This window comes from candidate division KSB1 bacterium (genome assembly GCA_034506255.1).
In the GTDB taxonomy this organism is placed as follows: Bacteria; Zhuqueibacterota; Zhuqueibacteria; order Zhuqueibacterales; family Zhuqueibacteraceae; genus Coneutiohabitans; species Coneutiohabitans thermophilus.
The window spans coordinates 409,197-421,184 of the sequence record JAPDPX010000006.1 but is presented as its reverse complement, the minus strand read 5'-3'; the positions used below and the strand labels follow the sequence as shown (position 1 = coordinate 421,184).

The 11,988-nt window shown below is 61.2% G+C and carries 11 protein-coding genes; all 11 read left to right on the top strand.

Annotation, left to right across the window (positions count from 1 at the left end; all coding sequences use genetic code 11):
- Positions 1 to 345 precede the first annotated feature (345 nt).
- Positions 346 to 1,164, top strand: coding sequence for a signal peptide peptidase SppA (gene sppA / locus ONB52_14735; protein MDZ7417392.1), 819 nt, complete (start codon positions 346 to 348; stop codon positions 1,162 to 1,164).
- Positions 1,165 to 1,228: 64 nt separating this feature from the next.
- On the top strand, positions 1,229 to 2,167 hold the full coding sequence (locus ONB52_14730) for a DUF1460 domain-containing protein (GenBank protein ID MDZ7417391.1): 939 nt from the start codon (positions 1,229 to 1,231) through the stop codon (positions 2,165 to 2,167).
- A complete protein-coding gene (locus ONB52_14725; GenBank protein ID MDZ7417390.1) occupies positions 2,151 to 3,773 on the top strand; it encodes a M1 family metallopeptidase in 1,623 nt (540 codons plus the stop codon). The genes ONB52_14730 and ONB52_14725 overlap by 17 nt, the downstream gene beginning before the upstream one ends.
- Positions 3,774 to 3,851: 78 nt before the next feature.
- Complete coding sequence (locus ONB52_14720; GenBank protein MDZ7417389.1) at positions 3,852 to 4,763, top strand: methylated-DNA--[protein]-cysteine S-methyltransferase; 912 nt, start codon at positions 3,852 to 3,854, stop codon at positions 4,761 to 4,763.
- 46 nt (positions 4,764 to 4,809) lie between these two features.
- Positions 4,810 to 6,111: a hypothetical protein gene (locus ONB52_14715; protein MDZ7417388.1), complete on the top strand. Its 1,302-nt coding sequence runs from the start codon at positions 4,810 to 4,812 to the stop codon at positions 6,109 to 6,111.
- On the top strand, positions 6,112 to 6,852 hold the full coding sequence (locus tag ONB52_14710) for a hypothetical protein (GenBank protein ID MDZ7417387.1): 741 nt from the start codon (positions 6,112 to 6,114) through the stop codon (positions 6,850 to 6,852). It abuts the gene before it with no gap.
- Positions 6,853 to 6,986: 134 nt separating this feature from the next.
- On the top strand, positions 6,987 to 7,211 hold the full coding sequence (gene rpmE / locus ONB52_14705; protein MDZ7417386.1) for a 50S ribosomal protein L31: 225 nt from the start codon (positions 6,987 to 6,989) through the stop codon (positions 7,209 to 7,211).
- Positions 7,212 to 7,386: 175 nt separating this feature from the next.
- The gene (locus ONB52_14700; GenBank protein ID MDZ7417385.1) at positions 7,387 to 8,352 is read left to right on the top strand and encodes a DUF1385 domain-containing protein; all 966 of its coding nucleotides are present in this window, start codon (positions 7,387 to 7,389) and stop codon (positions 8,350 to 8,352) included.
- Positions 8,353 to 8,421: 69 nt separating this feature from the next.
- Positions 8,422 to 9,489, top strand: coding sequence for a peptide chain release factor 1 (gene prfA, locus ONB52_14695; protein ID MDZ7417384.1), 1,068 nt, complete (start codon positions 8,422 to 8,424; stop codon positions 9,487 to 9,489).
- Positions 9,490 to 10,464 (top strand): peptide chain release factor N(5)-glutamine methyltransferase, encoded by a 975-nt coding sequence (gene prmC, locus ONB52_14690; protein ID MDZ7417383.1) that lies wholly within the window; start codon positions 9,490 to 9,492, stop codon positions 10,462 to 10,464.
- Positions 10,464 to 11,870, top strand: coding sequence for a phosphomannomutase/phosphoglucomutase (locus ONB52_14685; GenBank protein MDZ7417382.1), 1,407 nt, complete (start codon positions 10,464 to 10,466; stop codon positions 11,868 to 11,870). The genes prmC and ONB52_14685 overlap by 1 nt, the downstream gene beginning before the upstream one ends.
- Positions 11,871 to 11,988 lie beyond the last annotated feature (118 nt).

Below are 11,988 nucleotides of genomic sequence, written 5' to 3'. Positions count from 1 at the left end.
CTCTTCGCGCTCTTGCACTGAGGGGCAACCACGGCCTGCGAACGAAGCCACCCTCGCCAGGGCGCACCGTTTGCCCGAATCCCCGAGAGTTGTGTGTGCTTGCAATTTTTCGATCACCGGCCGGAAGGCTGCCCTCCACCTGCCGGTGCAATTGCTTACCGGCTTTTTCAAATTTGCCGCGGTCTCTTTCCACCATGCTTGCTTTCTGCCTGCTTGCCATTCGTGCACTTGTTTTTTTGAACAGGTTTCTTTAGTTTGACGGCCACCGGCGACCGGTTTGCGGAAATCCCGGCCGGTTTGCTGACATCATGGGGTTGAAGGTGATGGCATGCAGAAAGCGAGAGCATGAAGATACGATTGCGCCGGCATAAACGGCCGCGTCTGGCTGTGCTTCATCTCGAGGGTGTGATGAGTGAAGAGGGCGATGAGCCCCTGCCGCAGCGTGTGCATGCGGCGCTGGAGGACGCGCGCCATCTGCGGCCGCGCGGCCTGCTGGTGCGCATCAACTCGCCCGGGGGCACGGTGGGCGCAACCCAGGAGATTTACGAAGCGCTGTTGCGTTTCCGCGAAGAGACCAAAGTGCCGGTGATCGCCTCGCTCGGTGAAGTGGCGGCCTCCGGTGGCATCTATGTGGCGATGGCCGCCGAGCGCGTGGTCGCCAATGCCGGCACCATTACCGGCTCGATCGGAGTCATCATTCAAGCGCGCAACCTCAGCCAGCTTCTCGGCAAGGTGGGTGTCGAGATGGAAGTGGTGAAGTCGGGAGCATTCAAAGACACGCTGGCCATTTTTCGCGGCATCACCGCGGAGGAGCGCCAGATGCTGCAGGATTTGATCAATGACAGCCATGAACAGTTCGTCGAAACCGTTGTACGCGGCCGCAAGCTGGCGCCGGAGAAAGTGCGGGAATTTGCGGATGGCCGGGTGATGACCGGCCGTCAGGCGCTGCGCTGCGGTCTGGTGGATGAACTGGGCGGCTTCGCCGCCGCGGTGGAAGCGGCGCGGCATTTGGCGCAGCTCACCGAGAAGCCGCACCTGGTGGAGGTCGGGCGGACCCGCAAACCCTGGTATGAGCGCCTGACGCGCCGTTTTCTCCACCAACTCGACTGGGAGGGCGTCAGTCCCCGGCTGCGTGGCATCCCGCTTTACTTGATGCCGCGCTGACGCCGCTGTCATCGGCAGGCAAAGCCAATCGCCTTTACGAACAAGCCAAAGCAAGGAGACCACTTTGTTCCGACGAGTGACGGTGCTGTTGAGCAGTGTCCTGTGGGTTGTGCCGGCTGGCGCGCAGCCGGTGTCCAATGGCCGCTTTGTCATCCCGGACGAGGTGCGGCTGGCACCCAGGGCATTATTTGTGATGTCGACTGCTGAAATCGATACTTTGATTCGGGAAGTGGCGGCGCGTGAAACCAGCCTGACGCAGCGCCTGGCTTTCTTCTCGGAACGGGCCAAGGGCACGCCTTATGCCCTCTTTTGCCTGGGCGAGGGCCCGGACGCCAAGTATGATCGTGATCCGCTGATCGACTTCACCCGCGCGGATTGCGTCACCTTCACCGAGCAGATGCTGGCCCTGGCCATCTCGCGGAATTACGTGGAGATGTTTCACAACCTGCAGCGCATTCGCTATCGCAACGGCGAGATCGATTTGCGCCGCCGCAATCATTTCACCCATGCTGACTGGGTGCCCAACAATGCCTGGCTGCTGCACGACGTCACCGCGGCGGTGGGCGGCAAGTACTGCCGCACGATGACCAAAACCATCAACCGGCGCCAACTCCTGCGCCATCTCGGCGTGCCCGACAGCGAGCTGGTTGACGTGCCGCCGCCCGAAACCATGACCATCAAATACGTTCCCGAGCAATACCTGCTCGCGATTCAGGACAGCCTGCGCACCGGCGACATCTTCAGCATCATCCAAAAAGCACCAGGCATTTTTTCGGCCCATGTGGGCTTTCTCATTCGCACGGACCATGGCGGGCTGGTGGCCCGGCATGCCTCCTCCCGGCCGCGCAACCGCCAGGTGGTGGATGAGCCCTTTGCCGCGATGGTGCAGCAACTCAAGGCGAATCGCAAGCGCGTGGGGATGGCTTTTCTGCGTGTCCATTCCGGATTGCAATTTGTCGAGCCGCCGGCAACAGCAGTCGAAAAAGATGAAAGCCAGCCTTGAATTCCGCCGCGGCCGGGTGGCGGTGCTTTTCGGCCTCGCCCTCTCTGCCGTGGCGCGGCCGGCGGTGGATGGATACCCGCGCCAGCCGGCCTTCGATGTTTGGCATTACCGCCTGCGCTTGGAGTTCGCCGAGGCCAGTGATCACATTCAGGGTGAGGCCACGCTCGCCGTCATCGTACGTGATGCCGGTGATTCGACCCTGCACCTGAATTTGAAAAGCATGACAGTCACGCAAGTGCTCAGTGGCAGGCAGAGGCTGGCATTCACACCCGATGCGGAGGGCCTCACGGTGACGCTGCCGCCCCACCGCCGGAGGGGCGACACGCTGGCGGTGACGATTGCCTATCACGGCGTGCCGCAGGAAGGTCTGGTGATGCGGAAGAACAAATTCGGCCGCCGGGTTATCTTTGCCGACAACTGGCCGGATTACAGCCGCCACTGGTTTCCGGGCATCGATCATCCTTCGGACAAGGCCGCGGTGGACTTTCACCTCACGCTGCCGGCGCATTACACAGTGGTGGCGAACGGCCGGCTGGTGGCGGTCACAGATGCCGCGCCCGGCATGAAAGTCTGGCACTGGCGCGAGCGCGCACCGATTCCAACTTATTGCATGGTGTTCGGCGCCGCGGCGTTTGCAGTGACGCATCTCCCCACCACCACCGGCGTGCCGGTGGCCATTTATGCCTATCCGGAAGACGCGGCTGACGTCAACCTTCAGCTCAGCCGGACAGCAGCGATGCTCGAGTTTTTCACCAACCGGTTCGGAGTTTTTCCCTATGAGAAGCTGGCGCTGGTGCAGGCCGCCACGCGCTACGGCGGCATGGAAAATGCCGGTGCCATTTTCCTCGCCGAGCAAAGTTTTGGCAAAGACCGCGAGGTGGAACACACCGCAGCCCATGAGATCGCCCATCAATGGTTCGGCGATGCCGTCACCCCGGGAGACTGGCATCATCTCTGGCTGAGTGAAGGGTTTGCCACCTACGGTACGGCTTTGTTCTATGAGCACATTGCCGGGCCGGCGGAATACCGTGCTGTCCTGCGGGATCAACGCGCCGGCTATTTGCAGGCCGCCTCACGCAACCCGGCACCCATACTCGATACTACCATCACGGATTACCGCCGCTTGCTCAGTGCAAACAACTACGCCAAAGCCGCGTGGGTGTTGCACATGCTGCGCGGCGTGGTGGGAGAGTCGCATTTTGGGGAGGGAATGCGACGCTATTATTCACAGTTCAAACATGGCACGGCGTTGTCCAGCGATTTTCAGGCGGTGATGGAGAAGGTCTCCGGCATGGACCTGGCGTGGTTCTTTGCACAGTGGCTGCAGCAGCCCGGCCACCCCGAGTTGCAGGTCGATTGGCAGTGGCAGCCGGCGCGGCGGCAGGTGCAAGTACGGATTCGGCAGACGCAAAGCGGTGCCCTGTTCCGCCTGCCGCTGCAGGTGGCGCTGCAGGTGAAGGGCCGGGAAGCACGTCATGAACAGTGGATCGCGGAACGGGAGGTGACCTTTGCGCTGCCCGCGCAAGCAGCGCCCGAGGCTCTGGTCATCGACCCGGAGGAAAAGATTCTGATGCAGGTGCAGGTGAGGAAAACCGGCCAACTGTGAGCTGGCAGGATCAGCCGCTGCCGGCAATGCCGGCACGGTCGCACAGATAAGGAACCTCCACAACACCGGGGAGGGGTTATGCAGCTTGTCGGCCATATCAGTGAAGACGTGGTGATGGCGTTGTATCTCGGCAATCTCACCGCCGAGGATGAACAGCGCCTGCACCGGCACGTGGCGGAGTGCGCCGATTGCGGGCGTGAGTTTGCGCTCTATCGCGAAGTGCTGACCGGGCTGGAGAAGCTGGTGCAGGAGATGGGAGGGCGGCAACGGGCGCCGTTGTTGCGCGCGGCCATCAAGCAAACGATGCGGCAGCGGCAGATTTACTATGATCTCGTGCCTCATCCGCTGACGGGCCCTCTGTGGTTCGCCAGCACGGCCGCGGGCGTGTGTCTGGCGGCGTTCTCCGAGGCCACCCCCTTCGAGATTGAAGAAACCTTGAAGGCGAAACAGCCCGAGGCCTGGATCATCCGCGACAAAAAGGCCACGGCTCCCATCGTCGCCGAGTTGCGCGATTATTTCCAGCGCCGCTTGACGAGCTTTTCCGCGCCGATCGACTGGCGTTTTGTGCCGGGTGGCTTTACCGGCCGGGTGTTGCGGCTGGTGAGCAAAATTCCCTACGGCCAGGTTTACACTTATGGCGAGGTGGCGGCGCGCCTGGGCAATCCCAGAGCCGTGCGCGCCGTGGGCCAGGCTTTGGGCGCGAATCCCATTCCGATCTTTATTCCCTGTCATCGCGTCGTGGCGAGCGATGGCAAACTCGGCGGTTTTTCCGCAGGCACGACAATCAAACGCCGGCTGCTGGAGTTGGAAGGAGTACGCTGGCCCGCTTTGACGCGGCAATTGGATCTTTTTTTGCCAAATGAGAACGTCAAGTCCACCCCGTTTTTGGGGCCTGATCGTTGCCGAACTCAACGCCCACGCTTTCGGCAGGCGGGGGCGGTTGCCCCGCGTCCAGTTTTTTTCCTGGTAAATCCAGACCTCCTTCAATAATTTTGCCGCAACCTTTCAATCTGAATTCCTTCAACAGGAGACAAATATGCAAGCGCAACGTTGGTGGATCATCCCGGTGTTGTTGGCGGCCGCAAGTGTGTGCCCGCTGCGCAACGGCAGGGCACAGACTTCCATGTATGAGCATGTGCTGCAGAATCAAGGCGTGGTGACGGGCGGCGTTGGCGTTTCGGTAATCGACGGCAAATCATATTTCACCATGAACATGCGCCCGGATCTGGCCTTCGGCAAATGGGGAATCGGGCTGGATATTCCGCTGCGTTTCGATGTGGAAACCGGCAATCTGCGCGATGAAGATTGGGATCAGGGCTATGACTTTTTGCGTCTCTTCCGCTATGTGCGCTACAGCCGCAAACGCCATCCCGATCCCGTTTATGCGCGCGTGGGCAGTCTGGATGCCGCCCGTCTGGGACACGGCTTCATCATGAATTACTACAACAACTCGCTGATCATCGACCAGCGCAAAGTCGGCATGGAATTCGATTTTGATTTCGGCATTGGCGGCTTCGAGAGCATGACCAGCAATTTTGGCCGCGGCGAGATTTTTGGCGGCCGCCTCTACTACCGGCCGCTGCAACTCGCCACCAACGCCCCCATTCTGCGCAATTTTGCCATCGGCGCAACCTATGTCACCGACATCGATCCCGACGAATATCGCGGCACCGACGACGGCATCGCGGAATTCGGCTTCGATGTCGAGCTGCCCATCATCAAGACCGCTCTCGTGAACTACGTCCTGTATGGCGAGGCCGCCAAGATCGTGGATTACGGCAGCGGCCAGGCGCTCGGCATGGAGTTGCATCTCGGCGGGCTGGCCGGCCTTTTGGATGTCGGCGCGCAACTGGAACGCCGCTTCCTCGATCGCCAGTTCCTGCCGGGCTATTTCGGCCCAATCTATGAACTCGAGCGCCGCAACAAGCAAGAGTCGCTGAAAGCGCAGCGCAGAAATCTGCGCGGCACCTACGGCCTGCTTTACGGTCAGGTGTTGAACACGCTGCGTTTGCTCGGCAGCTTCGAGCGCCTGGACGGCGTGCCGAACAGCGGCCGGCTGCACCTGGAAGCCACCATCCCGGAAGCCGTGCCCAACATCGCGGCGCGCGGCCTGTATGACGACACCCGCATCGACAAACTCTCCGACGTCTTCCGCATGGACGAGAATTCAGCGGCGCGCATCGGCATCGGCTACAAACTCAATCAATTTCTGATCCTCTACTTGGATTATGCCTGGACTTTCAGGTACGATCAGACGGCTCAGAAATACAAAGTTCAGCGCCGTTTTGAACCACAGTTGGCGTTTGCCTACACCTTTCCGCTGGGCGGTGGCCGCTGAATGCGACAAGGGGGGAGCATGGTCGGGGCGATTCAAAATTTGTGGCGGGACTTCCTTGATCTCATTTACCCGCCGAGTTGTCTGATCTGTGCCGGCCTCGAGGTGTGCAGCGGAAATCCCTTCTGCTGCCCGCGCTGTTGGCATGAAGTGGAACAGGCCGAGATTCCGGCCGCCCGGTACTGGCAGCCTGAGACAGGCGGCACCGCCGGCATTCATGGCGATTTTGCCGCCTGGTTTTATCGTGACGCAATGGTTGCTTTGATTCCGAGTGTGAAGTATCACGGCCGGCCGGCGTTGGCGGGTGTGCTGGGCAGTCTCGCTGCGATGCGGCTGCGCGCCACGCTGTCCACGCATCTCCTCCTGCCGGTGCAGGCGGAAAGCACGGCCCTGGTGCCGGTGCCCTTGCATCCCCGCCGGCAGCGGGAGCGAGGCTTCAACCAAAGCTTGTTGATCGCGCAGGCGCTGGGCAGGAGTTGGGGACTGCCGGTGTTGTCCGGGGCATTGCAACGCATCCGCTTCACCACCCCGCAAGTCGGGCTGAGCGCGGAGCAACGGGCACACAATCTCGCCGGCGCTTTCGCCCCGGGCAGGCCTGTGCCGCCGTCCGTGCGCCGGGTTTTTGTGGTGGATGATGTGCTCACCACCGGCGCCACCGTGAAGGAGTGTGCGGCGGCTTTGCACCTGGCAGGGATTGAACAAGTGTTTGCGATCGTGCTGGCACGCGTGGCGCCGGAACACTGAGCCGGCCGGCCTTCGCACTCGGCGTGCGCAATCGGCAGGCCACAAGGGCCGAGAATGCGCTTGCATTTACGGCGGGGTGGTTGTATATTGCGCACCGCGCAAAAACAAGAGCTAGGTTTGGAGATCAAATCACGATGAAAGCAAACATCCATCCCAATTATCGTTTGGGTACGGTCACCTGTGCATGCGGCAATACCTTTCGGGTGCGCAGCACCGTCGGTGATCAGCGCATTGAAATCTGCTCGCAATGCCATCCTTTCTTCACCGGCAAACAGAAGTTGGTCGACTCCGCCGGCCGCGTCGAGAAATTCATGAAGAAATACCAGAGCTCATCCAAAGGCGCGGCAACCCCGGCATAGCAACCTTTTTTGGAGATGAACGGAATGCATCCTCGCGCGCGTGACGGGCATGTATTCCGTTTTTTTGTTTGTGACGGGACGGCTGCGGGCAAGAGCGCGTCTCGCGGGTCAGGCAGGAGGGCGGCCACAGGCCGCCGGCCTTCAAATTACAAGACAGGAAAGTATTCACGACGCCATGGCGGACAGTCAACTCATGGTCGGGGGGCAGGCGGTCATCGAGGGGGTGATGATGCGCACGCCGGAGATGGTGAGCGTTGCATGCCGCCGTGCGGATGGCGCAATCATGGTTTGGAAAAAGCCCTACCGCTCGCTGCTGGCACGTTACAAAATTCTCGCCTGGCCGATTTTTCGTGGTGCCGTGGTGTTGTTGGAAGCGCTGGTGCTCGGCCTGCAAGCTTTGACCTATTCCGGCGATCTCGCCGAGCTGGATGCCCAGCCCGCGCGCAACAACAAGCGCCTGCGACCCGGCCAACCCCGGCCCGGCTTGCAAAAACTCAAAATGGGGCTGACGCTGGCGGTGACCCTCGCGCTGGGGCTGGCGCTTTTCTTTTATCTGCCGCTGGTGCTGACCGATCTGACCGGCGCGCGTTCCGGCTTCTGGTTCAACCTCATCGATGGCCTGATTCGCATGGCTTTCTTTTTGGGGTATGTGGTTTTGATAGCGCGTCTGCGGGAAATCCAGCGGGTCTTCCAGTATCATGGCGCCGAACATAAAAGCATCTTCAACCATGAAGCGAATCTCGAACTGACCCCGGCCAATGCCGCACGCTTCTCACGTTTTCATCCCCGCTGTGGCACCAGCTTTCTGTTGCTCGTGATGATCGTGAGCATTCTGGTGTTCATGCTGCTCGGCCGCCCCGAAACCGTGGGTGAGCGGCTGGTGCGGCTGCTGTTCATCCCTGTAATCGGCGGGATTTCCTACGAGTTGATTCGCCTGTCTGCCGTGGGTTATCACCATTCCTGCTGGCGCGCCCTGATTGCGCCCGGATTGTGGTTGCAGCGCCTGACCACTCGCGAGCCGGATGCCGCCCAGTTGGAAGTCGCGATCGTTGCGCTGCAAGCCGCGCTCGGCCGGGATGTCACGGCGTTGCCAAACGTCGTCGTTGACAGCGGGCAGGCGTTGTCCGCCAAACCGGCCTGACCGGGATAATGGTGGCGGGCGCGACCCTCCCCGCCGCCCTGCCTGCAAAGAACACTGGGAAGGGAAGCGATGCTGGCCCGACTTGATAAATTGGAAAGCCGATTTGCCGAATTGAATGAACTGCTGAGCCGCCCCGAGGTGGTTGCCAACCCCAGGCGTTTGCGGGAAGTGGCGAAGGAGCGCACCGAACTCGAAGCCATTGTCGCGAAATATCACGCCTACAAGGCGCTGCAGCACAGCATTGCCGACAACCGCCGGTTGCTGGAAGAAAGTGACGATCGTGAACTGCGTGAGCTGGCGGCGGCAGAATTGCAGGAGCTGGAGGCCCGGCTGCCGGCACTGGAGGAAGAGCTCAAACTTCTGCTCGTGCCGCGTGACCCGGCTGATGCGCGCAACGCCATCATGGAAATCCGCGCCGGCACCGGCGGGGACGAGGCCGGCTTGTTTGCCGGTGATCTCTATCGCATGTACACCCGTTTCGCCGAACGCCAGGGCTGGCAGGTGGAGGTGCTTTCCAGCAATGCCCAGGGCATCGGCGGCTTCAAGGAAATCATCTTTCAGATCACCGGCACGGGGGCCTACGGCAAGCTGAAATATGAAGGCGGCGTGCATCGCGTCCAGCGGGTGCCCATCACCGAGCAGAGCGGCCGCATTCACACCTCCGCCGCCAGTGTGGCGGTTCTGCCGGAGGCCGAGGAGGTTGACATCGCGATCAACCCGAACGATTTGCGCATCGATGTCTTCCGTTCCTCCGGGCCGGGCGGGCAGAGCGTGAACACCACCGATTCCGCGGTGCGCATCACCCATCTTCCCAGCGGGCTGGTGGTGCAATGCCAGGACGAAAAGTCACAGCTCAAGAACAAGAACAAGGCGCTGCGGGTGTTGCGCTCGCGGCTTTTGGAAATGAAACAAAGCGAAGAGCGGGCGCGCATCGACAGTGCACGGAAACAAATGGTGGGCAGCGGTGACCGCAGTGACAAGATTCGCACGTACAATTTCCCGCAAAATCGCGTCACCGATCACCGCATCGGTTTGACGGTCTACCGCCTCGAGGAGGTGCTCGACGGCAACCTCGAGGAATTCATCGAACAGCTCGCGCTCGCCGAGCGTTCGGAAAAGCTCAAGCAGGAAGTGTGAGTGCGGGTGTCGCTCGCCAACACGAACAAGAAGGCCGGTGCGCCAGCGCGCGACCGGCAGCACGCAGTGGCCGCTGCCGCCGCGTTTCCCTGTCCCCTGCAGTTGGATTTGCCCCTGCCCCAACTCATTCGTCACCTCACCACGGTCTTCCAGCATGAAGGGTTGCCCGCACCACAGTCCGAAGCGGAATGGCTGCTGGCGGGCCTGCTCAAAATCAAGCGCTCCGCTCTTTATGAAGATCACGACCGCTGTCTCACGCTGCCGCAGCAGCAGACGGCGCGTGAGTTTGTGCACCGCCGGCTGCAGCGTGAACCGCTGCCGTACATTTTGCGGTCGTGGGAATTCTACGGCCTAAAGTTCGAGGTCAATCCCGCGGTTTTGATCCCGCGGCCGGAGACCGAGCTGTTGGTGGAAAAAGTCATCGCACTGGCGCGGCCGCGGGCCGGCGCGCGCATCCTCGACCTCGGAACCGGCTCGGGTTGCATCGCCATCACGCTGGCGGCGCATCTGCCACAAGCGCAAATCGTTGCCCTCGACAACTCGGCGGCGGCGCTCGCCACCGCCCGGCGCAACGCGCAGCGCCATCAGATGGCGGCACGCCTCGACTTCCGCCTGGCGGACATGTGTGATCCCGGCGCGTTTTCCGCCGGCGAGCAGTTCGATTTTGTCGTTTCCAATCCGCCCTACATCCTCTGGAAGGAGCGTGACACACTGCAACCGGAAATCCGGGAGTATGAACCGGCCACCGCACTGTTTGTGCAGGAGGGATTGGAATACTACCGTTGTATTGTGACGTTTTGCCAGACGCACCTGGCGGCCGGCGGCTGGGTGGCCTGTGAAATGGCCAGCCCACGCCACGCCCAAATTGCAGCACTCTTTCGGGAAGGTCACTTCGCGAAGCTGGAGATTCTCACGGATTATGCCGGGAGGCCCCGCCACGTCATCGCGCAAACACAGAATGGAGGTTCAGGGTGATCAGCAGCACGATCTTCCGCGAATACGATATTCGCGGCATTGCAGCAACCGATCTCATCGACGAAAACGTGACACTCATTGGCAAAGCCTTCGCCACCTGGATGCTGGCACAGGGGCGCAAGCGGCTGGTGGTCGGCCGCGATCTGCGCCTGTCTTCCGGGCGGTTGCGTGATGCGCTGGTGCCGGCCATGCTGGGCTGCGGCGCCGACATCATCGACATTGGCGTCGTGCCCACGCCCACGCAGTACTTCGCCATCATTCATTGCCAGGCGGACGGCGGGGTCATGATTACCGGCAGCCACAATCCCCGCGAGTACAACGGCTTCAAAATGTCCAAAGGCCTGCGCGCGGACGACGGCGCCATCAGCGTCGGCGCGGTGTATGGCCAGGATATTCAGCAACTCTATCAGATTATCCGCTCCGGGCAATTCGCCTCGGGCCGCGGCCGGCTGGAGACCAGCGATCTCACGCCGGCGTACATTGCCGCCATCAAACAGCGTGTCACGCTCCACAAGCCGCTCAAGATTGTGGTGGATCCCGGCAACGGCTGCGGCGCCCTGTTTGCCCCGCAACTGTGGGAAGATCTGGGGTGTGAGGTGGTGCGGCTTTATTGCGAGCCGGACGGCAATTTCCCCAATCACCTGCCTGATCCCACAGTGATGAAGTACATCAAAGATCTGCGTGAAAAAGTCGTCGCCGAAAAAGCCGACCTCGGCATCGGCTATGACGGCGACGCCGATCGCATGGGCATCATCGACAATCTCGGCCGTCCCATTTTCGCGGACAAGCTCCTCGCCCTGTTTGCGCGCGACACTCTCACCCGCCATCCCGGCGCGACCATCGTGTTCGATGTCAAATGCAGCCAGGCGCTGCCGGAAATGATCGAGAAAGCCGGCGGCAAACCGCTGATGTGGAAGACCGGCCACTCGCTGCTGAAGGCCAAAATGAAGGAAGTGCATTCCCCGCTGGCCGGCGAAATGAGCGGCCACATCTTCTTTGGCGACGGCTATTATGGCTTCGACGACGCCATCTTCGGCAGCGGCCGCCTGATGCAAATTCTCACGCGCGACGGCCGCACCATGGCGGAGCTGCACGACGAGGTGCCGGCGTTCGTCTCCACCCCGGAGATTCGCATCGAAGCCTCCGATGAAGACAAATTCTACATCGTTGCCGACCTGGTCGCGCATTTCAAAAAGAGTTATCCCGTCATTGACATCGACGGCGCGCGCGTGCTGTTCGGCGACGGCTGGGGGCTGGTGCGTGCCTCCAACACCCAGCCGGTGCTGGTCATGCGCTTCGAAGCGAAGACGCAGGAGCGTCTGGCGGAAATCGCCGACATTTTCAAAAGGAAATTGCGCGAATATCCGGCGGTGAAATTTTCCGGGGAGGATTTTCAAGTCGCGTGAGCACAAGCCTGCCCGCAAGGTCGGATGGCGATAAAATGCCGGGTGCCATGGCGTCGCGGCAGGAATCCGGCATTTGCGCCGGCATTTCGCCGGCCCTCCTGGATTTTCGGGGCGAAGC

Coding starts and splice junctions, on each gene's coding strand:
- sppA (MDZ7417392.1), top strand. CDS start 346: ATGAAGATACGATTGCGCCGGCATAAACGGCCGCGTCTGGCTGTGCTT.
- ONB52_14725 (MDZ7417390.1), top strand. CDS start 2,151: ATGAAAGCCAGCCTTGAATTCCGCCGCGGCCGGGTGGCGGTGCTTTTC.
- ONB52_14720 (MDZ7417389.1), top strand. CDS start 3,852: ATGCAGCTTGTCGGCCATATCAGTGAAGACGTGGTGATGGCGTTGTAT.
- ONB52_14715 (MDZ7417388.1), top strand. CDS start 4,810: ATGCAAGCGCAACGTTGGTGGATCATCCCGGTGTTGTTGGCGGCCGCA.
- ONB52_14710 (MDZ7417387.1), top strand. CDS start 6,112: ATGCGACAAGGGGGGAGCATGGTCGGGGCGATTCAAAATTTGTGGCGG.
- rpmE (MDZ7417386.1), top strand. CDS start 6,987: ATGAAAGCAAACATCCATCCCAATTATCGTTTGGGTACGGTCACCTGT.
- ONB52_14700 (MDZ7417385.1), top strand. CDS start 7,387: ATGGCGGACAGTCAACTCATGGTCGGGGGGCAGGCGGTCATCGAGGGG.
- prfA (MDZ7417384.1), top strand. CDS start 8,422: ATGCTGGCCCGACTTGATAAATTGGAAAGCCGATTTGCCGAATTGAAT.